Genomic DNA, 25,428 nt, shown 5'->3' on the forward strand with positions numbered 1-25,428 from the left:
CACTCGCGGACTACTCTTCGGGTTCGGCTTCCGAAGCAGACGACTCCGCACCAGGCCAGTACGCGCGCCACTCGTCCTCGGAGATCACCCCGAGCGGAGCGACGTCGAGTTCCTCGGGAACGTCCTCACCGCGGCGACCGGCAGCGACAGCGGCCTCGACCTCGCGCACGGTGTCCATGAATTCCAGGACAGCAGTGCGCAGTTCGTTCTCGGAGTCAGTGTCGGCAGACACCGAGACAGAAGTCAGAGAGGCCGGAATCAGCTCGGCAGGCAGACCGGCCTGGCTCACGCGGGCCAGCACCTTCTGTGCCAGCGCCAAAGCGGGCTGCCCGGTGGGCACATCGTCCATCGACGATGCGCGTGCCTTGACCTTCTTCTCCTGCGCCTTGCGCTCTTCCCATTGCGCGAGCTGCTCGTCCAATGAAATGGACTCCCCCGCAAGCACGGCGGGCACGCGATTGCCGAGTTTGCGCACCAGCGCATCGGCCACGTCGTCGATGCTGAACGGATGGTGTGGGGCGTCCTCGGCGATACGGGCGTGGAACAGCACCTGCAGCAGCACGTCGCCGAGCTCCTCGCGGAGTTCGTCGGCGTTGCCGCTGCGCACGGCGTCGAACAGTTCGTAGGTCTCCTCGAGCAGGTAGCGGCGCAGGGAATCGTGGGTCTGCTCGCTCTCCCACGGCCCTGAGGTGCGCAGCTTGTCCATCAGCGCGACGGCGTCGACCAGACGCTCGCCGGGCTGGGGCTCGGGTGCGGCGATCAGCCGGTCACCGGCGGCCAAGCGCGCCTTGACAACCGGATGTTCGGGATCGGAGGACAACAGGACCGGGGCGTCTTCGCCGTCGTAGGCCGGCCGCGCCGAGGGCAGCGACCACGGCACCTTGACCGGCATCTCCTCGGTGTACTGGACCTCCCCGGTGAGGAACTCGACGGCGTCGACGGGAACCAGGGCGGGACGGCGCGGATCCACCAGGACGACGATCATCGCTTCGCCTCCCCCGCCGTGTTCGAGAACTTCGACATGTCCACGTCGCCCTGTCCTTTTCCGTTGAGCACCAGCACGAGCCCGGCGACCCACTGGACCAGTTCGAGATCGCGGATGCGCGGCGCTCCGACGCCCTCACCGGCGCGCGGCAACGGCACCTGCACGGTGGAGGTGGTGGCGCGGTAGTGCCCGCCCGGGTACATCCGCTTGAGCCGCAACTGCGCCGAGTCCGGCAGCACCATGGGGCTCAACCGCACCGTGGACGCCGACACCGCGCCGATCTCGGTGATCCCGAACTCACGGCACAGCAACCGAAGTCGGGCGACCGCGACCAGACGCTGCGCCGGTTCGGGCAGCGGGCCGTAGCGGTCGATGAGTTCGTCGACGACGGACGCCACGGCGTCGTCGTCGGCCGCGGCGGCGAGCCTGCGGTAGGCCTCAAGACGCAACCGGTCGCTGCCGATGTACTCGGGTGGCAGGTGCGCGTCGACCGGAAGGTCGATGCGCACATCCTTCTGTTCCTGCGGTGTGGCAACGGTTTTCCCGTCGGCCGCGGCGCGGTAGGCCTCGACGGCCTCCCCCACCAGTCGCACGTACAGATCGAAGCCGACGCCCGCGACGTGACCGGACTGCTCGGCGCCCAGCACGTTACCGGCGCCGCGGATCTCCAGATCCTTCATGGCCACGGCCATACCGGCGCCCAGTTCGTTGTTCTGGGCGATGGTCGCGAGGCGGTCGTAGGCGGTCTCGGTCAGCGGTTTGTTCGGCGGATACAGGAAGTAGGCGTAGCCACGCTCGCGGCTACGGCCCACGCGGCCGCGCAACTGGTGCAACTGGGACAGGCCGAACGTGTCGGCCCGTTCCACGATCAGGGTGTTGGCGTTGGAGATGTCCAGGCCGGTCTCGACGATCGTGGTGCAGACCAGGATGTCGTACTCACGGTTCCAGAATCCCTCGACGGTCTTCTCGAGCGTCTCCTCGTTCATCTGGCCGTGCGCCACCACAACCCGCGCCTCGGGCACCAACTGGCGCACGCGCGCGGCGGCCTCGTCGATGGTGCGCACACGGTTGTGGATATAGAACGCCTGCCCGTCGCGCAACAGTTCACGGCGCAGCGCGGCGGCCACCTGCTTGTCGTCGTGCGGGCCGACGTAGGTGAGCACCGGGTAGCGCTCCTCGGGCGGGGTGAGGATCGTCGACATCTCGCGGATGCCCGCGAGGCTCATCTCCAGGGTGCGCGGGATCGGGGTGGCGCTCATGGTGAGCACGTCCACGTGGGTGCGCATCGACTTGATGTGCTCTTTGTGCTCGACGCCGAAACGCTGTTCCTCGTCGACGATGATGAGGCCCAGGTCTTTCCACGTCACACCGGTCTGCAGCAGCCGGTGGGTGCCGATCACGACGTCCACCGAACCGTCTTTGAGACCTTCGACCACGGCGCGGGATTCGGCCGGATCGGTGAACCGGGACAGCCCTTTGACAGTCACCGGAAACCCGGCCATGCGGTTGGTGAAGGTCTGCAGATGCTGGTCGGCCAGCAGCGTTGTCGGCACGAGAACGGCGACCTGCTTGCCGTCCTGCACGGCCTTGAACGCCGCACGCACCGCGATCTCGGTCTTGCCGTAACCCACGTCGCCACAGATCACCCGGTCCATCGGCACGGGTTTCTCCATGTCGGCCTTGACCTCTTGGATGGCCGTCAACTGGTCCATGGTCTCGGTGAACCCGAAGGCATCTTCCATCTCGGCCTGCCATGGCGTGTCCGGTCCGAACGCATGACCCGGCGCGGACTGCCGCTTGGCGTAGAGCGCGACGAGTTCACTGGCGATTTCGCGGACCGCGCGGCGCGCCTTGGTCTTGGTGTTGGCCCAGTCGCTGCCACCGAGACGCGACAGCGACGGCGCCTCACCGCCCACGTACCGGGACAGCTGATCGAGCGAATCCATTGGCACGTAGAGCTTGTCGGTGCCCCCGCCGCGCTTGCTGGACGCGTACTCCAGCACCAGGTATTCCCGGCGGGCGCCGCCGACCACGCGCTCGGTCATCTCGACGAACTTGCCGATGCCGTGCTGATCGTGCACCACCAGGTCGCCGGCGGTCAGCGCGAGCGGGTCCACGACGTTCCGTCGTTTGGCGGCAAGCTTTCTGCCTTCGTTCGCGGTCACCCGGTTACCGGTCAGATCGGTCTCGGTGATGATCACCAGGTTGGCGCCGGGCAGCACCACGCCGCTGCACAGCGGCCCCTTGAGCACGCCGACCACACCGGCCTTGGGGGCCGTTCCGGGTTCCAGAATCGTTGCGGCGGTGTCGGCTTCACCGAGTTGCTCGACGACGCGGTGCGCGGTGCCGATGCCGGGGGTGACGACAGCGGCGTACCCGCCGGTGGCGACATGGGCCCGCAGCATCGCGAAGATCTCTTCGAGGTTGTGCTGCGATCCGCGCGCCGACGGGGCCGAACGGATGTCGAGCTCGATTGCTGATTCGTCGGACAGCTGCGACAGCGTCCACCACGGGTGCCCGCCCGCACGGGCGGCCTCGCGTGCCTCCTCGAACGTGACGAACCCCGACGCGCCGAGCGCCTCGAGATCGATCGGGGCGTCACCGCCCACGGCGGCCGTCGACCACGACGCCTCGAGGAACTCGCGGCCGGTCTTGATCAGATCCGCCGCCCGGGTCCGCACCTTCTCCGGATCGCACACCAGCACCGGGGCACCTTCGGGCAGGTGGCTGGTGAGCGTGGTCGGCTCGATCGGGTGCAGCAGCGGCAGCAGCGCCTCCATGCCGTCCACCGGGATGCCCTCGGCGAGCTTGGCCAGCATGTCCGGCACCGTGCCGGGAACGGTGTTCTCCGTCGTGGGGTGCTCGGCGGCCAGTGCCGCGGCGCGTTCCCGCACGTCGTCGGTCATCAGAAGCTCACGGCACGGGACCGCGACAACGGTCTGCACGGGAACCTCGGGGATGGACCGCTGGTCGGCGATCGCGAACGCGCGCATCTCCGAGATCTCGTCGCCCCAGAACTCGACACGGACCGGATGCTCGGCGGTGGGCGGGAAGACATCCAGGATGCCGCCGCGGACCGCGAACTCCCCGCGCTTGCCGACCATGTCGACGCGCGTATAGGAGAGGTCGACCAGGCGCGCGACGACGTCCTCGAACTCCATCTCGGCGCCCACGGTCAGCGTGACCGGGTCGATGTCCACCAGATCGGGAGCCATCGGCTGCAGCAGCGATCGCGTGGTGGTCACCACGACACGAAGCGGCGCGCCGAGGGTCTCGTCGTCGGGACGCGCGAGCCGGCGCAGCAGCATCAGCCGCGCACCCACGGTCTCGACTCCGGGCGACAGCCGCTCGTGCGGCAGCGTCTCCCACGACGGGAACAGCGCAACCGAGTCGCCGAACACGCCGCGCAACTCGGCTGTCAGCTCGTCGGCCTCACGTCCGGTGGCGGCGACCACCAGCAGCGGGCCGTTCTGGGCAAGCGCGGCCGCGACCAGCACGCGTGCGCTGGCCGGTCCGACAAGTGCCAGATCGGCGGGCCGGTCGGCGGCGCGACGAATGACGTCCTGCAGAGACGGATCGGACAGTGCCAGCTCGACGAGACCCGCAATCGGGGTCTGGACAGAAGTGTGCCCCGGTGCGGTCATGATGTGACCATCTTAGGCGGGCAGCACGTGTGACCCACCCCGCGCTGGTCACTCCTCGTGCAGCACCGGATTCGACTCGAGATGCGTCAGGCCGTTCCAGGCCAGGTTCACCACGTGCGCGGCTACCACCTCTTTAGATGGTTCGCGCACGTCAAGCCACCACTGCGCGGTCATGGACACCGAACCGACCAGCGCCTGGGCGTACAGCGGCGCGAGATCGGGGTCCAGCCCGCGGCGGGAGAAGTCCCCAGCCAGGATCGACGAAACCTGGTTGACGGCGTCATTGAGCAGCGTCGCGTACGTGCCCGACGTGATGGCGGCCGGGGAATCGCGGATGAGGATGCGGAACCCGTCGGTGTGCTCCTCGACGTAGGTGAGCAGCGCGAGCGCGACACGCTCGACACGGACCCGCGAGCGGTTGTTGGTCAGCGACGACGTGATGCCCTGCAGCAGCGCCGACATCTCACGGTCCACGACGACGGCGTACAGACCTTCCTTACCGCCGAAGTGCTCGTAGACGACGGGTTTCGACACGTTGGCGCGTTGGGCGACCTCTTCTATCGAGGTACCGTCGTAGCCACGCTCGGCGAACAGCGACTTGGCGATCTCGATCAGTTGTTGCCGCCGCTCGCTGCCGGTCATGCGGGCACGAGGGGCACGCACTTCCTTGTCGGGTGCTGCCACGCGTACAGGCTAGCCCCTTCGACTAAAGTCTCTGGCGGACATTCCGTCGTGGTGTAATCGGCAGCACCTCTGATTTTGGTTCAGATAGTTCAGGTTCGAGTCCTGGCGACGGAGCATCATTGCCGCAACAGCCCGCGTGGCTTTGCGTATCGATTCCGCAAGTCGCGACGCCCACCGCACACTCGGAAGAGCAGGGAGGCCTGATGACCGCATCAACCGAGGCCGCGGTTGTGGTTCTCGCCGCCGGAGCCGGCACGCGCATGCGCTCCGACACCCCGAAAGTTCTGCACACGCTGGCCGGGCGCGGCATGCTCGCCCACGTCCTGCACACCGTCAGCGAGATCGACGCGCGCCACCTCGTCGTGGTCCTCGGCCACGACCGTGAACGCATCGCTCCCGAGGTCGCGCGGCTCAGCGAGGAACTGGGCCGTGCGATCGACGTCGCCGTGCAGGACCAGCAACTGGGCACCGGCCACGCCGTGAACTGCGGCCTGACCGCGCTGCCCCACGATTTCGCGGGCATGGTCGTGGTGACCTCGGGCGACGTGCCGCTGCTGGACACCGCGACTCTCACCGGTCTTATCACCAGCCACGGCAGCGGCGACGCGGCGGCGACCGTGCTGACCACGACGCTGCCGGACCCGACGGGCTACGGCCGCATCCTGCGCACACAGGACCACGAGATCATCGGCATCGTCGAACAGGCCGACGCGACCGAGTCGCAGCGCACCATCTGCGAGGTCAACACCGGCGTCTACGCGTTCGATATTGCCGACCTGCGCTCGGCGCTGACCCGGCTGCGCTCCGACAACGCCCAGCACGAGCTGTACCTGACCGACGTCGTGGAGATCCTGCGCCAGGACCACCGCACGGTACGGGCCCTGCACGTCGACGACAGCGCCCTGGTCACCGGGGTCAACGACCGTGTCCAGCTGTCCGACCTGGGCAAGGTGCTCAACCGCCGCATCGTCGCGGCCCACCAGCGCGCCGGGGTGACCATCATCGATCCGGGCAGCACGTGGATCGACATCGACGTCCAGATCGGCCAGGACACCGTTGTGCACCCGGGAACCCAACTGCTCGGTGCAACGCGCGTCGGCTCGCACTGCGTCATCGGACCCGATACGACGCTGACGCACGTCACGGTCGGTGACGGCGCGTCGGTGGTGCGCACCCACGGCAGCGAATCGGTGATCGGCGCGGGCGCCACCGTGGGACCGTTCACCTATCTGCGGCCGGGCACCAACCTGGGTGCCGACGGCAAGCTCGGCGCGTTCGTCGAGACCAAGAACTGCACGATCGGCACGGGCACCAAGGTGCCGCACCTGACCTACGTCGGCGACGCCGACATCGGCGAGTACAGCAACATCGGCGCGTCGAGTGTCTTCGTCAACTACGACGGCGAGAACAAGAGCCGAACGACGATTGGGTCACATGTCCGAACCGGATCGGACACCATGTTCGTGGCACCGGTCACGGTCGGCGACGGCGCCTACACCGGCGCGGGAACGGTTTTGCGCGACGACGTTCCGCCCGGCGCGTTGGCCGTCTCCGCAGGTCCGCAGCGCAATATCGAGGGCTGGGTGGCGAAGAAGCGGCCGGGCTCGGCGGCCGACAAGGCTGCCCGCAAGGCGTTGGGCGACGAGAGCTGATCCGACGTCTCCCGTTGGCAATCTGGTAACCCGGTCACGAGCATCCCGAAACGCTACGTACCATTGCCCCGTATCGATTCCCGACCGCGAAGGCAGCCAAAGTGGCCACGGACTGGACCGACAATCGCAAAAACTTGATGCTGTTCGCGGGTCGCGCGCACCCCGAGCTGGCTGACCAAGTTGCCAAAGAACTCGACGTGGCCGTCACCGCGCAAACGGCACGGGATTTCGCCAACGGTGAGATCTTCGTCCGCTTCGACGAATCCGTCCGTGGCTGTGACGCATTCGTGCTGCAGAGCCATCCGGCGCCGCTGAACCAGTGGCTCATGGAACAGCTGATCATGATCGACGCGCTCAAGCGTGGCAGCGCCAAGCGCATCACCGCGATCCTGCCGTTCTATCCCTACGCCCGGCAGGACAAGAAGCACCGCGGCCGCGAACCCATCTCGGCCCGCCTCGTCGCGGACCTGCTCAAGACCGCGGGCGCCGACCGCATCGTGTCGGTCGACCTGCACACCGACCAGATCCAGGGCTTCTTCGACGGCCCGGTGGACCACATGCGCGCGCAGAAGCTGCTCACCGGCTACATCGGCGAGCACTACGCCGACGAGGACATGGTGGTGGTGTCCCCCGATTCGGGCCGCGTGCGTGTCGCCGAGAAGTGGGCCGACTCGCTGGGCGGTGTTCCGCTGGCCTTCATCCACAAGACGCGTGACCCGCTGGTCCCCAACCAGGTCAAGTCGAACCGCGTCGTGGGTGACGTCAAGGGCAAGACCTGCATCCTCACCGACGACATGATCGACACGGGCGGCACGATCGCCGGCGCGGTCAACCTGCTGCGTGAGGACGGCGCCAAGGACGTCATCATCGCCGCGACGCACGGCGTGCTGTCGGATCCCGCCCCGCAGCGGCTCGCCGAATGCGGCGCACGCGAGGTGATCGTCACCAACACGCTGCCCATCACCGAGGACAAGCGCTTCCCGCAGCTCACGGTGCTCTCCATCGCACCGCTTCTGGCCAACACCATCCGGGCCGTGTTCGAGAACGGTTCGGTGACAGGACTGTTCGACGGGTCTGCATAAATGGCGTCAGACGCACGGATCTACCACAACCCCAAATGCTCGACGTCGCGCAAGACGCTGGAGCTGTTGCGCGACAACGGCATCGAGCCGGAGATCATCCAGTATCTGAAGACCCCGCCCACCCGGGCGGAGCTGAAGAAGATGATCGCCGACGCGGGCATCGACGTGCGCACCGCGGTGCGCAAGCGCGAATCCCTCTACGCCGAACTCGGTTTGGCCGATGCAACGGACGAGCAGTTGCTCGACGCTCTTGCCCAGCACCCGATCCTGATCGAGCGCCCGTTCGTCGTCACGGCAAAAGGCACCCGGCTCGCCCGGCCGATCGATTCGGTGAACGAGATTCTGTGAGGCGGTCGCGGGCCGTGACGATCGTCGCTGCCGTCATGTCCGTACTGACGGTGGCTGCGTGTGGTGCGGAAACGCCCGACTACCAGTCGATCTGGACGACGACCACGACCACAACCACAACCCCGTCGGGTGAGCCGCCCGTCCCGCTGTGGCAGCACCTGGAGAGCAACGGCATCGTCGGGGAACCCGTCGCGCCGGAGAAGATCCCCGATCTGACCGTCAGCATGCCCACGCCACCGGGCTGGCACCCGTACAACAATCCGAACCTGGCGCCGTTCACCCGGATGATCGCCAAGGGCGACACCTACCCGACGGCGATGCTGCTCGCGTTCAAGCTCTACGGCGACTTCGACGTCAAGGCGGCGCTGCGCGACCACGGCTACGCCGATGCGCAGCTGTCGGAGAACTTCAAGCAGCTCAACGCCTCTCTGGACGACTGGCGCGGCTTCCCGTCGGCGATGATCGAGGGCAGCTACGACCTCAACGGCCGGCGGATGCAGTCCTACAACCGCGTCGTCATCCCCACCACCGAGCAGGCTCCCCCACAGCGCTACCTGATCCAGCTGACCGTCACCACCTACGCCGAACAGGCCGAGGCGCAGGCAGAGGACATCGAGGCGATCATCGCGGGTTTCACCGTCGCGAAGAAGTAAGACGCCAGCGAAGTCGTTAGGGTGACGACATGACGCAGTGGACCAGTGCTGATCTCCCCTCGTTCCGCGGCCGCACCGTCGTGATCACCGGAGCCAACAGCGGGCTCGGACTCGTCACCGCACGAGAACTCGCGCGTGTGGGCGCCAAGGTCATCGTCGCCGTCCGCAATCTCGACAAAGGCACCGCGGCTGCCGAGACCATGCCGGGCGGCATCGTCGAGGTGCGCAAACTCGATCTGCAGGACCTCGCGTCGGTGCACGAGTTCGCCGACACCGTCGAGACCGTCGATGTCCTGGTGAACAACGCCGGCATCATGGCGGTGCCGCTCGCGCGCACAGTCGACGGCTTCGAGAGCCAGATCGGCACCAACCACCTGGGCCACTTCGCGCTCACCAACCTGCTGCTGCCCAAGATCTCCGACCGTGTGGTCACGGTGTCGTCGATGATGCACTGGATCGGCCGCATCAACCTGCGCGACCTCAACTGGAAGGCACGGCCCTACTCGGCGTGGCTGGCCTACGGACAGTCCAAGCTCGCGAACCTGATGTTCACCTCGGAACTGCAACGCCGCCTCGTCGCCTCCGGGTCGTCGGTGCGCGCGCTGGCCGCCCACCCTGGCTATTCGGCCACCAACCTGCAGGGACACTCGGGCAACCGGTTCGGAACCGCGGCGGCCGCGCTGGGAAACCGGCACCTGGCCACCGACGTCACGTTCGGTGCCCGCCAGACGCTGTACGCGGTGTCTCAGGACCTGCCCGGCGACACCTTCGTCGGTCCCCGGTTCGGGCAGTGGGGACCCACCGGATCTGTCGGCCGCAGCCCCCTGGCGCGTCGCACCGACACCCAGCGGGCGCTGTGGGAGCTGTCCGAGCAGCTCACCGGCACCTCATACCCGCTCTGACGTTTTGGGCCGGGCGGAGTTTCTTTGCTACCCTGACCAGGCGTCACGGCGAGGGTGGACCTTGATGGACCACCGTTATCGACGGGAACTTCTTCTAAGTGTTGCGACCCTGGCCGTGCTGACGAACCGAGTACAGGGACTATCAGGAGCAACACCCCATGGCCAAGACCGCCAACATCCCCAACAAGCTGACCGCCAACGTGCGCACCCGCACCGGCAAGGGCGCCTCGCGCCAGGCCCGTCGCGACGGCAAGGTGCCCGCCGTGCTGTACGGCCACGGCACCGATCCGCAGCACCTGGAGCTCAACGCCCGCGACTTCGCGGCCGTCCTGCGCAGCCACGGCACCAACGCGATCCTGACCCTGGACATCGAGGGCACCGAGCAGCTCGCGCTGACCAAGGCGCTCGACGTTCACCCCATCCGCCGCAACATCCAGCACGCAGACCTGCTCGTCGTGCAGCGCGGCGAAAAGGTCACCGTCGAGGTGACCGTCCTCGTCGAGGGTGACGCGACCCCGGGCACCCTGGTCACCCAGGACGCCAACACCATCGAGATCGAGGCCGAGGCCCTGTCGATCCCCGAGCAGCTCACCGTGTCGGTCGAGGGTGTCGAGGCCGGCACCCAGATCACCGCGGGCCAGATCTCGCTGCCCGAGGGCGTCAACCTGATCTCGGATCCCGAGCTGCTGGTGGTCAACGTCGTCGAGGCCCCGAGCGCCGAGGCTCTCGAGGAAGAAGGCGCCGGCGAGACCGGTGCTGCCGAGGCCCCGGCCGAAGAGGCTCCCGCCGAAGAGCCGGCCGAGTAAGGCCTTTCCTGGATGGCCGAGCCACTGCTGGTGGTGGGCCTGGGAAATCCCGGGCCCACCTATGCCAAGACCCGGCACAACCTCGGCTTCATGGTGGCCGACGTGCTCGCCGGGCGGATCGGCTCAGCGTTCAAGGTGCACAAGAAGTCCGGCGCCGAGGTGGTGACGGGCCGGTTGGCAGGCACCTCCGTGGTGCTCGCCAAGCCCCGCTGCTACATGAACGAGTCCGGCCGTCAGGTCGGCCCACTCGCCAAGTTCTACTCGGTGCCACCGCAGCAGATCGTGGTGATCCACGACGAGCTGGACATCGACTTCGGCCGCATCCGGCTCAAGCTGGGCGGCGGTGAAGGCGGCCACAACGGCCTGCGCTCCGTCGCATCAGCGTTGGGCACCAAGGATTTTCACCGAGTGCGCATCGGCGTGGGACGCCCGCCGGGCCGCAAGGACCCGGCGGCGTTCGTGCTCGAGAACTTCACCGCGGCCGAGCGCGCCGAGGTCCCCACCATCGTCGAGCAGGCCGCCGACGCCACCGAGCTCCTGATCGCACAGGGCCTCGAACCCGCGCAGAACACCGTCCACGCCTGGTAGCTCTTTTCGCGCATCTTTCGCACCGCGCACCTTTTGCACCGCGCACCTTTTGCACCGCCAGCGTGCGCGTCTGTCCCCCGCCACGCCGCCTTTTGTCAGCGCTGCGCGCACGCTCGTCGCGCGTGAGCGCGCGTCCGATGCTCGCTGATGCTCACTGCCCCCGCGGAAGCCCGCCGTCGACGACCTTCACGGTCTTGTGCGGATACCGCTTCTCGGCGTACTCCTTGGCCGCCGAATTGGGCAGCACGTACAACGTCTCCTTCTTGTCCTGCAACGGTTTGAGGACCAGATCCATGAACGCCTTGCGGTCGTCGAGATACGGCTCGATGACGTCCTCGCCCGCGGGACACACCGCCAGGCAGTAGGCGGCCTTGTAGTTGGGCTTGAACGACAGGCTCTGCCACATCGATGCGTTCTCCGAATCGCTTACACGTGAACGGAAATCGTCCGCATCGGCGCTGTCGGCCACGGTCTGCACCCAATCGGTGAACCCGCCCATGAACTCGCGGTAGTTGTGCACCGAGCAGGCGCGGAAGTCGAACTCGCCGTTCTTGCCGATCGCCCCGACCGGGCAGACCGCGACACACAGCTTGCATTCCAGGCACGGTGAATAGTCAAGTGGCTCACCGTAACTGGTGATCGGAGCGGCCACCAGGATGGTGCCCAGCAGGATGAAGTTGCCATACTTCGGGTGAATCACGTTGCGGTGTATGCCCATTACGCCCATGCCCGCGGCCACTGCGACGGGTTTGTGCGCGATCACCCAGATGCGCCCGGGATAGCGATCCATCTCCATGGGGAACGTCGCCGACGGGTTGACCGCGCGGTACCCGGCATCCTCCAGCGACCGGGTGATGCGGTGCGCGGCCTCGTTGAGGGCCTCACCGCTGCGGTGGAACTCCTGGTTCGCGACACTGCGCGCGGTGGACCGCACGTTGTCGCGGTTCATTCGCACCACGAGCGAGATGTAACTGCGCACGCCCGGCAGCGCCGCGTCGGCGTGCTCGCGTTCGGATTCGACCGCCGGATCGTCGACGCTGACGAAACCGACGTCGTCGACCCCGGCCTCCAGACACAGTGCCCGCAGCCAGTCGGCGTCGATCGGGACCCGAGGTCCCGCGGCGCCGCGAGACCGGACCGCCCGCACCGTCGGATGCTCGGCCAGCCTGGCAGGAATCCTGTCACCCATGCGCTGAGTATAGCGAAATATACTCAGAGTCAAATCTGCGGGCTTGCGGTTTCCTGTGAGAAAGCTGGGTACAACGGAACTATGGACGCGTATCAAGCACAGCCCGGGCTGCTGCAGCGTCTCATGTATCGAGTGCTCGACGGCGCCCGGCGATGGGGGTCGATCGAAATCCGACCGACCCGGTTCGGAGTCGTGGAACACCGTCTCGTCGTCTATCCGCCGGGGATCAGCGCAGCCGACCGCCGCTGGACCCGCGTGGCGCGCGGGTGGCCGGGATGGGGTCTGGCCCTGTGGCTCATCTGCCCGATCTGGCTGGCCCACTCGATGCCGACATGGGCCGCGGTCCTGGTGTCGACGGCGATTTCCCTGGTGGCGGGCGCGGTGGTGGCTGAGTTGTCCGGGGAGGCACGCACCCAGGTGCGCACCTTGATGGCGACGACGATGGCCGGCCACGACGACGACGAATCCCGCGCGACCCGCGAACGCCTGCACGATCTCGCCTCGACCCTGCTCGATGCCGACGACCGACTCGCCCGCGGCGAAATCAGCCCGGTGGAGTACGAGGCGATCTGGTGGCGGGTCTACCGCAGCATGGACGACGCGGCATCGCCACACGCGACCGCATGATCTGACGCCGCACGCTCACACGCGACGAGCGTGCGCGCAGTGCTGACAAAACGCGGCGTGGCGGGCAGCAGACATGCACGCTCGCGGTGCGAAGTTGGTTACTGGGTGACCAGGGAGACCGAGTTGGCGCGGCGGAGCTTGCCCGACGGGGTCTTCGGGATGGAGCCCGGACCGAGCACGACGACGTTGCGCGGGCGCACGTCGACCTCGGAGACCACCTCGTGGGCGACCTGGTGCTCGATGCGACGCACCTCGGCAGGGTCCTGCCAGGCGTTGGACTCCACGGCGACGGCGAAGGTCTCGCGGGAGTGCCCGGCGTCGAGGCGGACGGCCACGGCGCAGCCGGGGCGCACACCCTCGACGCGGCCGGCGGCGCGCTCGATGTCGGTCGGGTAGATGTTGCGCCCGGCCATGATGATGACGTCCTTGACGCGGCCGCACACCACGATGTTGCCTTCCTCGGTGATGTAGCCGAGGTCGCCGGTGTCGTACCAGCCGTACTCGTCCTGGGCGGGCACGAAGCCGCCCATGGTGATGTAGCCCGGGGTCACCGGCTCACCGCGCAGTTCGATGACGCCGACGCCGCGCGCCGGCATGACCTCGCCGTTCTCGTCGACGACGCGAGCCTCGAGGTCGTTGAGCAGCGGGCCCAGCGACGCCAGGCGCTTGGTGTTGCCCTTCGTGGCGGGCACGGCGCGGCGCAGCGCGGCCAGCAGATCGGCATCGACCTCGTCGACCACCAGACCCTCGCCGCACGGCGAGAACGACACCGCCAGCGTGGTTTCGGCCATGCCGTAGGCCGGCAGGATCGCCTCGGGCCGCAGACCGAACGGCTTCCCCGCATCGAGGAAGTCCTCGACGTCGGCCGGCTCGACGGGCTCGGCACCCGAGAGCGCGAAGCGCAGCGTCGACAGGTCGAAGTCGCCGGGCTTGGCCTGGCGGCGCAGCCGCTTGGCCAGCAGCGCGTACGCGAAGTTGGGGGCCGCGGTCATCGTGCCCTTGTACTTGTCGATGAGCTTGGCCCACAGCAGCGTGTCGCGCAGGAAGTCCATCGGCGTGACCTTGACGAGCTCGGCGCCGAAGTACATGGGGATCGTCAGGAAGCCGACCATGCCCATGTCGTGGAAGCACGGCAGCCAGCTGACCATGACGTCCTTCTCGACGTCGTACTTGGCGCCCACGAACATCGCCTCGGCATTCGAGTGGATGTTGCGGTGCGTGATCTGCACGGCCTTGGGCGAACCCGTGGAGCCCGACGTGAGCTGCATGAGCGCGAGGTCGTCCTCGCCGGTCTCGACCGGGTCGATCGGATCGGCCGCGAGCAGGTCGGCGACCTTGAGGACCAGGATGCCCTTCTCCTCCAGCACCGGGGTCGCGACCAGGAACGGCTCGGAGATGATGACGGCCTTGAGCTCGATCATGCCGATGACGTTCATGGTGTCCTCGGCCCACACCGCGAGGTCGGTGCGCGGCGTCGGCTGGTGCAGCATCGTCAGGCTCGCGCCGCGCATCCACACACCCTGCGCGGTCGGCGCGATCTCCACCGGGAAGCCGGCGAGCACACCGACGGCGTCGCCGTGGCCGATGCCCGCGGCCGCCAGGCCACCGGCGATGCGGCGGGCACGCTCGTGCACTTCACCCCAGGTGTGCCGCACCGGCTCGTGCGGTTCACCGGTCACCATGCCGGTCGTCACCGTACGAGCGTTGCGGTACATCTTCTCGGTGAATCTGCTCACGACGACCTCCTCGGCTTCCGGAGCCGCTGCGCCGGGGTGTTCCGGCACAGCGTCATGACCCGGTTATCCATATTCCGCCCATGTGACGGCACCTTCGGATAGGCACGCGCACACGATTGGGCAGCAGTTATGTCTCGGTTCGGTGATGGGTCGCCCAGAAAAGCGGGCGTTTTCAGCAACGACGCGGGATCGCACATTACGACGCCGGCCACATGGCTGTGCAACCGCCCACCGTAATTGCCGGAGGGCGAAATCGTCGCGTTCGATTCTTGACCGCTAGCTTCCACCGTCGATCATCTTAAGAGACCCTTAAGTAACTGCCAAACTGTAGCGATTATTGAGTGATGTGTCACAGCGGCGTCGCCGCTGCTCCACCCGCATTTCGGCAGGTCGAATTTTCGTCACGCCACACGTCGCGCCTCACGATGCCGACGGGGCGGGAACGACGTGCGCGCCGTGTACAGGCCCACTCGCGACCCGCACGGTGCGGCACACCCCGGCCCCCGACAGCTGCGTACCGACATCCAGCGCGGCCGGGGCCGACGCGCACAGGAACGCACACGTCGGACCGGAACCCGACACGATGCCCGCGAGCGCGCCCGCCTCGACACCGGCACGCAGCGTGCGACGCAGTTCGGGGTACAGGCTCAGCGCCGCGGGCTGCAGATCGTTGCCCAGCAGGGCCGCCAGCTCGGCCGGATCGCCCGAGGCCAGCGCGGCCAGCACGGGCTCGGGCTCGTCGGTGCGCGGCAGTCCACGGTTGGTGTCGGCGCGCAACCGGTCCAGTTCCCCGAAGACCTTGGGCGTCGACAAGCCGCGGTGCGCGAACGCCAGCACCCAGTGGAACGTGTTGCGCGCGAGCACCGTGGCGAGGTCCTCGCCGCGCCCGGACCCCAGCGCGGTCCCGCCGTGCAGCGCGAACGGCACATCACTGCCCAGCTGTGCGGCCAGCGCGTGCAGATCCCGCCGCGGCACGCCGAGCTCCCACAGCGTGTTCATCGCGACCAGCACGCCCGCGGCATCCGCCGAGCCGCCGGCCATCCCGCCGGCCACCGGGATGGACTTCTCGATCGTGATCTCGACGTCGGGTGCGCGGCCGACGTGCTCGGCCATCAGCTCGGCGGCGCGCCACGCCAGGTTGCGCTCGTCGACCGGCAGCGACTCGGCGCCCTCCCCGATCATCCGCAGCGACAGCACGTCGGCGTTGCGGACCGTCACCTCGTCGAGCAGCGAGACCGCGTGGAACACCGTCGTCAGATCGTGGTACCCGTCGTCGCGCAGATCGCCCACGGACAGGTACAGGTTCACCTTGCCGGGAACGCGCACAGTGACCGAGCCGGTGGTCACCCATTCGGATGCGGTACTGCCATCGGATGCGGGCACGGCCACGACCTTATCGCCGTGTGCAGTGTCGCCGCTGAACCCCGGCGTGATCCCTAAGCTGTGTGGGTGGAGTCACCCGGCGAGCACATCGCGGGATTCGTCGTCGAGGACGTGGCGGGTCGCGGCGGCTGGGCCGTGGTGTACCGGGCACGCGACGCGCAGGGCCGCCCGGTGGCGCTCAAGGTGCTCAACGAGTCGCACCGCGAGCCCGCGCACCTCGACAGACTCCGCCGCGAGTTCGAGTTCGCGCGCCGCGCCGAGCACCCGAACGTCGTCGCGATGTACGCCGCGGGGGACGGCTGGCTGGCCATGGAGTTCATCGACGGCAGGCCCGCCACCAGCCTGGCCGTGCGCACCGATCAGCTCACCGCGCTGAGACAGATCGCCGACGCGCTCGACAACATCCACCGGCTCGGCATCGTGCACAGCGACGTGAAGCCGACGAACATCCTTGTGGACAAACCATTTTCGCGCGCGGTGCTGATCGACTTCGGCGTCGCGCACTCGCTCGCCGAGGATGTCGCGGCGCGCCTCGCGGCCGACACCACCGGGCGCCTGACCCTCGATCCGGCCCGGCGCATCACGCATCAGAGCGCGGGACCACGGCCTCAGGTGCAGGCGTCGCTCCCCTACTCGGCGCCCGAACTGATCACCGGGCGCGCGCTGTCGGCGGCCACCGACCAGTACGCGCTGGCGTGCACCGCGGTGGAGATCCTCACCGGCCTGCCGCCGTTCACGGCCACCACGGCCGTGAAGATGGTCGATCAGCAGTTGAACAGCCCGCCGCCGCGAATCTCCCGACGCGCCGCATGGATTCCCCACGCGGTGGATTCGATCCTCGCGAAGGCACTGTCGAAAGATCCCGAGCGACGTCATGAATCGTGCACGAAGTTCGTCGACGAACTCGCCGCCGCACTCGGGTGATCGGCGAATCGTCCGGAAAACGCCGAGACCGGCGAAATGGTCGCCGACGGACACCGTCGGGCACCATTTCGCCGGTCTCGGCGTCGGGCGCTTCGAGCGCTCAGGCCTCGGCTGACACCGAAGGCGTTGATGCAGAAGGCCTGACGACCTGCTTGGTGTAGTCCTCGCCCAGTGCTTCCTTGGTCCGCTGCAGCAACCGGACGAAGTCGTTGATGCTCAACGTCTCACCGCGACGTGCCGGGTCGATGCTGGCAGCCAGGAGGCGTTCGGCCGATTCGTTGCCGCCACCGGCCCACTCGGCGAACGCGTTGCGCGAGGTCTTGCGGCGCTGCGCGAAGCCGATGTCGATGAGGTTGAACACCTCGTCGCGGAAGGCCGCCTCCATGGGCCACGGCGACGTCTCGTACCGGTCGATCCGGACCAGCCCCGAGTACACGCGCGGGATGGGCCAGAAGACCGTCGGCGAGACCATGCCGTGCCTGCGCACGTTGCCGTAGAACCGCACCTTGGCACTCGGCACGCCGTAGTCCTTGCCGCCCGGTTCGGCAGCCAGGCGCTCGGCCACCTCGGCCTGCACCATGACCATCACCGTCCGGATCGACGGGAACTCCGCGAGCAGGTGCAGCAACGCGGGCACCGCCACGTTGTACGGCAGGTTCGCCACCAGTGCCGTGGGCTGCTCCTCCAGGTCGCCCGGCATGAGCGTCAGGATGTCCCGGTTGAGCACCGTGAGCCGGTTGATCTCACTGTGCGAATGGTCGGCGATCGTCGTCGGCAGCTGACGCGCCAGCAGTGGATCGATCTCCACCGCGGTGACGCGGGCTCCCCGATCCAGCAGCGCCAGAGTCAGAGAACCGAGTCCTGGCCCGACCTCGAGGACATGGTCGTGCCGATGGACTCCAGAGGCCGACACGATGCGCCGCACCGTGTTGGCATCGTGAACGAAGTTCTGTCCGAATGCCTTTCGTGGGCGAAAGTCGATCTCTTTCGCCAAGCGTCGTATCTCGGTCCGCCCGAGCAGTCGAATAGTCAGCGCGCCCCAATCCTCCCGCTACACACCGGCCAGGCTCCCCAACCTTGCCGGGATTGCGTCACCGTAGCAATCGCAATTTGTTCTTCTCTGGTCGCCAAGTCGGCCCTCGGAGCATACCGCAGACCGCCGTTTCTTTCCCAGGTGTTCTGATCGAATTGGACGCCGCCATAAAAACCGTTACCGGTGTTAATGGCCCAGTTACCACCCGCTTCGCATTGCGCGAGCGCGTCCCAGGTGTGTCCATTGGAAACCGGCGGAACTTCTGTTCCGGGCTTTGCGCCAACCCGCAGGACGCCATTCCGTGCGGGCTCAATTACTTGATTGGCTACTGGCAGCCGACCGGTTTCCACGCCATTTACCTTCGCAATCGCGAATGTGACGTCCTGCAGACCAGGGGCACCCGGGTCCTCGACGACCTGCCTGCTCATGTTCATCGTGGGGTCTTCGATGCGCTCGTTGCCCGGCGCGAGCGGCAGGCGCTCGGTGACCTTCTCGATGCGCATGCGGGTCACCTGGATCTGCATACCGTCGACCACCGGCGACGACGCGGCGGGGACCACCTTGTCGTTTTGCTCCAGCGGCACGCCCGCGGCCTCGAGCAGGCCGGCCACGTTGGGCGCCGCGAGGTGCACCGTGGACACCTTGCCGCCGTCGTCGATCTGCACGGTCTTGGGGCTGACGACCGGCAGCGCCATTCCGGCCAGCGGGACACGGCTGCCGCGGGAGGCCGCAGCCGGTGCCTTGTCCGTCATCCGGAGCTGGGCCAGGGCCTCGTCCACGGTCGACGCCGTGGTCCAGACCTGCTTGGTGCCCTCACCGTCGAGCGACACCTCAAGCGGGCGGCTGCGGCGCAACACGATGGTGTCGGACTGGTGCACGGTCTCGGTCGCGGCGGGGAAAAGATCGTCGCGATCAGAAACCTCGAAGCCGTTCTCCTCGACGATGTCGATCACACGGGACTTCATGGTGGTGACGGTCATGGGGGCACCGTCCACCGAGAGGGTCACGGTCTTGTGGGAGGCGACGGCGTAGCTGCCTGCAACCGTCAGGGAGACCAGAAAGGCACCCACAACTCCTCGAAGCAACGGCGAGCGGGATTCATGAAGTTTGTTGAGTGCTTCCACGGCTGTCGTGTGGTCCTCGTGTTTCTCGGGTCTTGCAGGCCTGCGAAACCATGCCGGCCGAGTCCTTGATCACAAGACGGTAACGAAAAGGTCTAGAAGCGGCAACTCTCGCTAAGCCTGTACACCCGTTCGGCGGTGGCCGCGGTCTCGGCGGCGATCTCCTCGGCAGGGCGGTCCAGCAACGTCGCCAGTGCACGCACAGTGTAGGGCAGGCAGTACGGCTCGTTGGGCGCCCCTCGGAACGGGTGCGGCGTGAGGAACGGCGCGTCGGTCTCGACGAGCATCTGCCCCTGCGGGATCAGCCGGGCAGCCTCCTGCAGGTCACGGGCGTTCTTGAAGCTCACGGTGCCCGACAGGCTCAACACCCAGCCCGCGTCGATGCACGTTCGCGCCATGGCCGGACCCGACGAGAAACAGTGGAAGATCACAGTCTCGGGCGCACCCTCGGCCCGCAACACGTCGAGCACCTCGGCGTCGGCGTCGCGGTTGTGGATCATGAGCGGTTTGCCGCTGCGCTTGGCCAGGTCGATGTGCCACGCGAACGCGTCGCGCTGCTCGGCCGGCGTCGCGCATCCGTCGAGGCGACCGGGCCAGTACATGTCCATCCCGGTCTCGCCGATCGCGACCACACGAGGATGGGTGGCCAGCTGTTCGAGATCAGCCTTCGCGGCGTCGGTGAGCGTGTCGGCCCGCGTCGGATGCAGCGCCACCGCGGCCCAGACGCGGTCGTCGGCGTCGGCCGCGCGGGTCACCCAATGTGCCGCGTCCAGGTCGTCGGCGATCGTCACGACGCGCCCGACGCCCACGGCGGCGGCGCGATCGACGATGGCGCGCACGTCTTCCGGGTTGTCGGCACCGCACGCGTCGAGGTGGGTGTGCGCGTCGACGAGCGGGGTCAACGGTTCCGGAGCTGGCGGTTTCTCCCTGGCTGAACGTTTCGCACTCACCGCAACACCATAAGGTGGGAGCAAATGAGCGAGCCCTTTTACATCACCACGGCCATCGCCTACCCCAACGGTGTGCCGCACATCGGCCATGCGTACGAGTACATCGCCACCGATGCCATCGCCCGATTCAAGCGCCTCGACGGCTACGACGTGCGGTATCTCACCGGCACCGACGTGCACGGGCAGAAGATGGCCGAGACCGCGGCCAAGGAAGGCATCCCCGCCGCGGAACTGGCGCGGCGCAACTCGGATGTGTTCCAGCGGCTGCAGGAGAAGCTCAACATCTCCTTCGACCGGTTCATCCGCACGTCCGACGCCGACCACTACGAGGCGTCGAAGGCGATCTGGAAGCGCATGGCCGACGCCGGCGACATCTACCTCGACGCGTACAAGGGCTGGTACTCGATCCGCGACGAGCGGTTCTTCACCGAGAACGAGACCACCGAGCAGCCCGACGGCACCCGCATCGCCACCGAGACCGGTGCGCCCGTGACGTGGACCGAGGAGCAGACGTACTTCTTCCGGCTGTCGGCCTACACCGACCGGTTGCTCGCGCTGTACGAGGAGCACCCCGAGTTCATCGGCCCCGACGCGCGCCGCAACGAGATCATCAGCTTCGTCTCGGGCGGCCTGAAGGACCTGTCGATCTCGCGGACGACGTTCGACTGGGGTGTGCCGGTCCCCGACCACCCCGACCACGTGATGTACGTGTGGGTCGACGCGCTCACCAACTACCTGACCGGGGTCGGCTTCCCCGACACCGAATCCGAGTCCTTCCGGCGCTACTGGCCCGCCGATCTGCACATGATCGGCAAGGACATCATCCGGTTCCACACCGTGTACTGGCCTGCGTTCCTGATGTCGGCGGGCCTGCCGCTGCCCAAGCGCATCTTCGCGCACGGCTGGCTGCTCAACCGCGGCGAGAAGATGAGCAAGTCGATCGGCAACGTCGTCGACCCGGTGAACCTCGTCGACACCTTCGGCCTGGACCAGGTGCGCTACTTCCTGCTGCGTGAGGTGCCGTTCGGGCAGGACGGCTCCTACAACGAGGACGCGATCATCGGCCGCGTCAACGCCGACCTCGCCAACGAACTGGGCAACCTCGCGCAGCGCTCGCTGTCGATGGTGGCCAAGAACCTCGGCGCGGCCGTGCCCGATCCTGGCGAGTTCACCGACGAGGACACCGCGCTGCTGGCGGCCGCCGACGCCCTGCTGGAACGGGTTCGCGAACACTTCGACGTCCCCGCGATGCACCTTGCGCTGGAGGCGATCTGGTCGGTGCTCGGGGCCGCCAACCGGTACTTCTCGGCGCAGGAGCCGTGGGTGCTGCGTAAATCCGACGCCGCCGAGGATCAACAGCGCTTCCGCACAGTGCTGTACACCACCCTCGAGGTGGTGCGCATCGCGTCGCTCCTGCTGCAGCCCGTGATGCCGGAGTCGACGGCGAAGCTGCTCGATCTGCTGGGGCAACCCACCGATGAGCGCGACTTCTCCGCGATCGCCAACCGGATCAAGCCGGGCACCTCGTTACCCGCGCCGAGCGGGATCTTCCCGCGCTATCAGAACGATTGAGATGAGCGAACTACACCCCAAACTGCAGGCAGTATTCGAAGAGGTCTCGCACCGCAACGGCGGTGAGAAAGAGTTCCACCAGGCCGTTTTCGAGGTGCTCCAGAGCCTCGGTCCGGTGGTCGAGAAGCATCCCGAATACGCCGACAACGCGATCATCCGCCGCCTGTGCGAACCCGAGCGCCAGATCATCTTCCGCGTGCCGTGGGTCGACGACACCGGTCACGTGCAGATCAACCGCGGGTTCCGCGTCGAGTTCAACTCCGCGCTCGGGCCGTACAAGGGCGGGCTGCGGTTTCACCCGTCGGTGTACCTGGGGATCGTCAAGTTCCTGGGCTTCGAGCAGATCTTCAAGAACGCTTTGACCGGCCTGCCGATCGGCGGCGGCAAGGGTGGTTCGGACTTCGACCCCAAGGGCCGCTCCGACGCCGAGATCATGCGGTTCTGTCAGTCGTTCATGACCGAGTTGTACCGGCACATCGGTGAATACACCGACGTGCCCGCGGGTGACATCGGCGTCGGGACGCGCGAGATCGGGTATCTGTTCGGCCAGTACAAGCGCATCACCAACCGCTACGAGTCCGGCGTGCTGACGGGCAAGGGCCTCACGTGGGGTGGGTCCCGGGTGCGCACCGAGGCCACCGGCTACGGCACGGTGTTCTTCGTCGACGAGATCCTGCAGTCGCGCGGGCAGTCGTTCGACGGCAAGCGCGTCGTGGTGTCCGGGTCGGGCAACGTCGCGATCTACGCGATCGAGAAGGTGCACGCGCTCGGCGGCATCGTGGTCGCGTGCTCGGATTCGGGCGGCTACGTGGTCGACGAGAAGGGCATCGACCTCGACCTGCTCAAGGAGGTCAAGGAAGTCCAGCGCGCCCGCATCGACGCCTACGCCGAAGCCCGCGGCGGCGCAACGCGGTTCGTCTCCGGCGGCAGCGTGTGGAACGTGGCGTGCGACATCGCGCTGCCGTGCGCGACGCAGAACGAGGTGTCCGGCGACGACGCCAGGGCGCTCATCGCATCGGGCTGCCGCATCGTCGCCGAGGGCGCGAACATGCCGTGCACACCCGAGGCCGTGAAACTGTTCGACCAGGCCGGGGTGACGTTCGCACCGGGCAAGGCCGTCAACGCAGGCGGTGTGGCCACAAGCGCGCTGGAGATGCAGCAGAACGCCTCGCGTGACTCGTGGACCTTCGACGACACCGAGGGCCGCCTCGCGGGGATCATGCGCCGTATCCACGACCGCTGCCTGACCACGGCCGACGAGTACGACCAGCCAGGCAATTACGTGGCAGGCGCCAACATCGCCGGGTTCACCCAGGTCGCGGACGCCATGCTCGCACTCGGGCTCATCTGATCGAGTGATCTGAGCCACATTCGGCGCCGATCTGTCACACTCGGGCGGCGCGCGGTGTCTTGAGGGCACAAGCCCATTCGAGAAGGAGACACCATGACGCCGAATGCCCCTCACATCGTCGTGATCGGCGGCGGCTACGCCGGGGTGCTGGCCGCGAACCATCTGCAGCAGGCTGCACACGCGAAGATCACCCTGGTAAATCCGCGACCGGAGTTCGTCGAACGCATCCGCCTGCACCAGTTGGCCGTCGGTAACCACTCGGCCACCACCGGCTACGACACGGTGCTGGGTGACCGGGTGCGCCTGCTCGTGGACAGCGTCGAGCGCATCGACGCCCCGATCCGCCAGGTGCAGCTGGCCTCCGGTGACGTCGTCGACTACGACTACCTGCTGTACGCCGTCGGCAGCACCGGCGGTGTGCCAACGTCGGTTCCCGGTGCGGCCGAATTCGCCTATCCGCTCAGCGAATTGGAGCAGGCACAGCGGCTGCGTGAGCGGCTGCAGGACATCCCGATGTCGGCCCCGGTCGTCGTGGTGGGCGGTGGCCTCACCGGCATCGAGGCCGCGGGCGAGTTCGCCGAGGCCGGCCGGCCGGTCACGCTCGTCACCGACGTGGTCGGCGCATCGCTGGGAGACCAGGCCCGCCGCTCGGTGGTCAAGGCACTGCGCAAGCTCGGGGTGACGATCGTCAGCGGGCCCGACATCCTCGTCGCGTCCGTCGGGGCCACCGACGTGACCCTGGCCGACGGCACACGCCTGCCCAGCGCGGTGACGGTGTGGACGACCGGTTTCGGGGTGCCCGGCCTGGCCGCGGCCAGCGGGCTCACCACCGACGAACTGGGACGGCTGATCACCGACGAGACGCTCACCAGCGTCGACGACGACCGCATCGTCGCGGCGGGCGACTGCGCCTCACCGTCGGGCATCCCGCTGCGTATGAGCTGCCAGGCCGCGGGCCCCATGGGCATCCAGGCCGCCAACACCGTGCTGGCCCGCCTGGCCGGAACCGAACCCGCGGTGCTCAACCAGGCGTTCACGGGCCAGTGCGTGAGCGTCGGGCGCACCTACGGCACCGTGCAGATCGCGCACTCCGACGACACCCCGCGGCGGCTGTACTTCGGCGGGCGCACCGGCGCCGCGATCAAGGAGCAGGTGTGCAAGGCGACCATCACATTCATGGCCAAGGAAGGGCGCAAACCGGGATCCTATTTCTGGTTCAAGGGACGCAACCGCGCCCGCCAACTCGCCGAGGCAGCCGAGGACACCGTGGGAGCAGCACACCGATGAACAATCCCAGCGCAGGCAACTCGACCGAGCACGCCGAACGGTTCACGGCCCTGCGGCCGCTGCTGTTCACCATCGCATACGAGATCCTGGGTACGGCAACAGAATCCGACGATGTGCTGCAGGAGAGTTACCTGCGCTGGGCCGAGGTGGACCTCGCCACGGTGACCGACACCAAGGCCTATCTGGCCAAGCTGGTCACCCGCCAGTCGCTCAACGCGCTGCGCGCCAGGTCGCGCCTGCGCGAGGAGTACGTGGGCCCGTGGCTGCCCGAACCGCTGCTGGTGGCCGAGACCACGGACGCGTCGTCGGATGTGGTGCTCGCCGAATCGGTTTCGATGGCGATGCTCGTCGTGCTGGAAACCCTGACCCCCGACGAGCGCGCGGTGTTCGTGCTGCACGACGTGTTCGGGTTCAGCCACGACGAGATCGCCTCCACCATCGGGAAGTCCGCGGCCGCGGTGCGCCAGATGGCACACCGTGCACGTAATCACGTGCAGTCGCGTCGCAAACGCTTCGAACCCGTCGACCCGCAGGTGTCGATGGAGATCACGCAGCGCTTCTTCACCGCGGCCTCGACCGGCGACATCGACGCGCTCATGGAGTTGCTCGCCCCGGACGTGGTGTGGACCGCCGACAGTGCGGGCAAGCGCAGTGCGGCGCGCCGCCCGGTCTCGGGTGCCGACGCCGTGGCCCGCCTGGTCTCCGGGCTCGTGCGCCTGGGCGGTGAAGGCGCGCGCGTGGAACCGGCCATGTACAACAACGCCCCCGCGCTCAAGCTGTACCTGGGCGACAGTTTCGAGGGTGTGATCACCATCGAGATCGTCGACGGGCGCATCACGCACTTCTACGCGATGCGCAACCCCGACAAGCTCGCAGGCGTCGACATCCCGCGGGTGATCAGCCGCTAGCAA

The 25,428-nt window shown here is 67.5% G+C and carries 22 protein-coding genes and 1 tRNA gene; 14 read left to right on the forward strand and 9 right to left on the reverse strand.

Annotated features, from left to right (window positions below):
- Positions 1-10: 10 nt before the first annotated feature.
- The 3 genes from AT701_RS26480 to AT701_RS26490 are packed head-to-tail and all read right to left on the reverse strand — an operon-like array spanning position 11 to position 5,271.
- Positions 11-985, reverse strand: a complete 975-nt coding sequence (locus AT701_RS26480; RefSeq protein ID WP_058126915.1) for a nucleoside triphosphate pyrophosphohydrolase — start codon at positions 983-985, stop codon at positions 11-13.
- Entirely contained in the window at positions 982-4,629 is a 3,648-nt protein-coding gene (mfd, locus tag AT701_RS26485; RefSeq protein ID WP_058126916.1) for a transcription-repair coupling factor, read from the reverse strand. Before mfd ends, AT701_RS26480 begins: the two co-directional genes overlap by 4 nt.
- Positions 4,630-4,677: 48 nt before the next feature.
- Complete coding sequence (locus AT701_RS26490) at positions 4,678-5,271, reverse strand: TetR/AcrR family transcriptional regulator (protein WP_014878329.1); 594 nt, start codon at positions 5,269-5,271, stop codon at positions 4,678-4,680.
- 84 nt (positions 5,272-5,355) lie between these two features.
- Between AT701_RS26490 and AT701_RS26495 the strand changes: the two genes are divergently transcribed.
- The 8 genes from AT701_RS26495 (at position 5,356) to pth (ending at position 11,344) form a co-directional block, all read left to right on the forward strand.
- A tRNA-Gln gene (locus AT701_RS26495) sits at positions 5,356-5,427 on the forward strand.
- Between the two features lie 89 nt (positions 5,428-5,516).
- Positions 5,517-6,965 (forward strand): bifunctional UDP-N-acetylglucosamine diphosphorylase/glucosamine-1-phosphate N-acetyltransferase GlmU, encoded by a 1,449-nt coding sequence (glmU, locus tag AT701_RS26500; protein ID WP_058126917.1) that lies wholly within the window; start codon positions 5,517-5,519, stop codon positions 6,963-6,965.
- Positions 6,966-7,066: 101 nt separating this feature from the next.
- Entirely contained in the window at positions 7,067-8,047 is a 981-nt protein-coding gene (locus AT701_RS26505; protein WP_003896824.1) for a ribose-phosphate diphosphokinase, read from the forward strand.
- Positions 8,048-8,395, forward strand: coding sequence for an arsenate reductase (glutaredoxin) (gene arsC, locus AT701_RS26510; RefSeq protein WP_003896825.1), 348 nt, complete (start codon positions 8,048-8,050; stop codon positions 8,393-8,395).
- Positions 8,396-8,409: 14 nt separating this feature from the next.
- On the forward strand, positions 8,410-9,048 hold the full coding sequence (locus tag AT701_RS26515) for an LpqN/LpqT family lipoprotein (protein ID WP_003896826.1): 639 nt from the start codon (positions 8,410-8,412) through the stop codon (positions 9,046-9,048).
- A gap of 29 nt (positions 9,049-9,077) precedes the next feature.
- The gene (locus tag AT701_RS26520; protein WP_058126918.1) at positions 9,078-9,950 is read left to right on the forward strand and encodes an oxidoreductase; all 873 of its coding nucleotides are present in this window, start codon (positions 9,078-9,080) and stop codon (positions 9,948-9,950) included.
- A gap of 158 nt (positions 9,951-10,108) precedes the next feature.
- Positions 10,109-10,756 carry a 50S ribosomal protein L25/general stress protein Ctc gene (locus tag AT701_RS26525; RefSeq protein ID WP_003896828.1) on the forward strand — a complete coding sequence of 216 codons (648 nt, stop codon included), beginning with the start codon at positions 10,109-10,111 and terminating at the stop codon, positions 10,754-10,756.
- Positions 10,757-10,768: 12 nt separating this feature from the next.
- Positions 10,769-11,344: an aminoacyl-tRNA hydrolase gene (gene pth / locus AT701_RS26530; protein WP_003896829.1), complete on the forward strand. Its 576-nt coding sequence runs from the start codon at positions 10,769-10,771 to the stop codon at positions 11,342-11,344.
- Between the two features lie 151 nt (positions 11,345-11,495).
- Here pth and AT701_RS26535 read toward each other — a convergent pair whose 3' ends face one another.
- Positions 11,496-12,533 carry an epoxyqueuosine reductase gene (locus AT701_RS26535; RefSeq protein WP_058126919.1) on the reverse strand — a complete coding sequence of 346 codons (1,038 nt, stop codon included), beginning with the start codon at positions 12,531-12,533 and terminating at the stop codon, positions 11,496-11,498.
- An 81-nt stretch (positions 12,534-12,614) separates the two neighbouring features.
- Between AT701_RS26535 and AT701_RS26540 the strand changes: the two genes are divergently transcribed.
- Positions 12,615-13,160: a DUF6611 family protein gene (locus AT701_RS26540; protein WP_003896831.1), complete on the forward strand. Its 546-nt coding sequence runs from the start codon at positions 12,615-12,617 to the stop codon at positions 13,158-13,160.
- Between the two features lie 98 nt (positions 13,161-13,258).
- Here the strand turns inward: AT701_RS26540 and AT701_RS26545 are convergent, their stop codons facing one another.
- Both AT701_RS26545 and AT701_RS26550 read right to left on the reverse strand, forming a co-directional pair.
- The gene (locus tag AT701_RS26545) at positions 13,259-14,896 is read right to left on the reverse strand and encodes a fatty acyl-AMP ligase (RefSeq protein WP_003896832.1); all 1,638 of its coding nucleotides are present in this window, start codon (positions 14,894-14,896) and stop codon (positions 13,259-13,261) included.
- Between the two features lie 420 nt (positions 14,897-15,316).
- On the reverse strand, positions 15,317-16,279 hold the full coding sequence (locus AT701_RS26550; RefSeq protein ID WP_162267876.1) for a 4-(cytidine 5'-diphospho)-2-C-methyl-D-erythritol kinase: 963 nt from the start codon (positions 16,277-16,279) through the stop codon (positions 15,317-15,319).
- Between the two features lie 60 nt (positions 16,280-16,339).
- On the opposite strand from AT701_RS26550, the gene AT701_RS26555 reads away from it, so the two are divergent.
- Positions 16,340-17,203 carry a serine/threonine-protein kinase gene (locus AT701_RS26555; RefSeq protein WP_058126921.1) on the forward strand — a complete coding sequence of 288 codons (864 nt, stop codon included), beginning with the start codon at positions 16,340-16,342 and terminating at the stop codon, positions 17,201-17,203.
- Between the two features lie 100 nt (positions 17,204-17,303).
- On the opposite strand, the gene rsmA is transcribed toward AT701_RS26555, so the two are convergent.
- The 3 genes from rsmA to AT701_RS26570 all read right to left on the reverse strand — a co-directional run bounded on the left by rsmA (position 17,304) and on the right by AT701_RS26570 (position 20,307).
- On the reverse strand, positions 17,304-18,236 hold the full coding sequence (gene rsmA / locus AT701_RS26560) for a 16S rRNA (adenine(1518)-N(6)/adenine(1519)-N(6))-dimethyltransferase RsmA (RefSeq protein WP_058126922.1): 933 nt from the start codon (positions 18,234-18,236) through the stop codon (positions 17,304-17,306).
- The gene (locus AT701_RS26565; RefSeq protein WP_058126923.1) at positions 18,233-19,360 is read right to left on the reverse strand and encodes a resuscitation-promoting factor; all 1,128 of its coding nucleotides are present in this window, start codon (positions 19,358-19,360) and stop codon (positions 18,233-18,235) included. The genes rsmA and AT701_RS26565 overlap by 4 nt, the downstream gene beginning before the upstream one ends.
- Positions 19,361-19,452: 92 nt before the next feature.
- Positions 19,453-20,307: a TatD family hydrolase gene (locus AT701_RS26570; protein WP_058126924.1), complete on the reverse strand. Its 855-nt coding sequence runs from the start codon at positions 20,305-20,307 to the stop codon at positions 19,453-19,455.
- Positions 20,308-20,331: 24 nt separating this feature from the next.
- Between AT701_RS26570 and metG the strand changes: the two genes are divergently transcribed.
- The 4 genes from metG (at position 20,332) to AT701_RS26590 (ending at position 25,425) form a co-directional block, all read left to right on the forward strand.
- Entirely contained in the window at positions 20,332-21,879 is a 1,548-nt protein-coding gene (gene metG / locus AT701_RS26575; RefSeq protein ID WP_058126925.1) for a methionine--tRNA ligase, read from the forward strand.
- A 1-nt stretch (position 21,880) separates the two neighbouring features.
- Positions 21,881-23,230: an NADP-specific glutamate dehydrogenase gene (gene gdhA, locus AT701_RS26580; protein WP_058126926.1), complete on the forward strand. Its 1,350-nt coding sequence runs from the start codon at positions 21,881-21,883 to the stop codon at positions 23,228-23,230.
- Positions 23,231-23,323: 93 nt separating this feature from the next.
- The gene (locus AT701_RS26585; RefSeq protein WP_058126927.1) at positions 23,324-24,517 is read left to right on the forward strand and encodes an NAD(P)/FAD-dependent oxidoreductase; all 1,194 of its coding nucleotides are present in this window, start codon (positions 23,324-23,326) and stop codon (positions 24,515-24,517) included.
- A complete protein-coding gene (locus AT701_RS26590; protein ID WP_058126928.1) occupies positions 24,514-25,425 on the forward strand; it encodes an RNA polymerase sigma-70 factor in 912 nt (303 codons plus the stop codon). The genes AT701_RS26585 and AT701_RS26590 overlap by 4 nt, the downstream gene beginning before the upstream one ends.
- Positions 25,426-25,428 lie beyond the last annotated feature (3 nt).

This window comes from Mycolicibacterium smegmatis, assembly GCF_001457595.1.
Taxonomy (GTDB): domain Bacteria; phylum Actinomycetota; class Actinomycetes; order Mycobacteriales; family Mycobacteriaceae; genus Mycobacterium; species Mycobacterium smegmatis.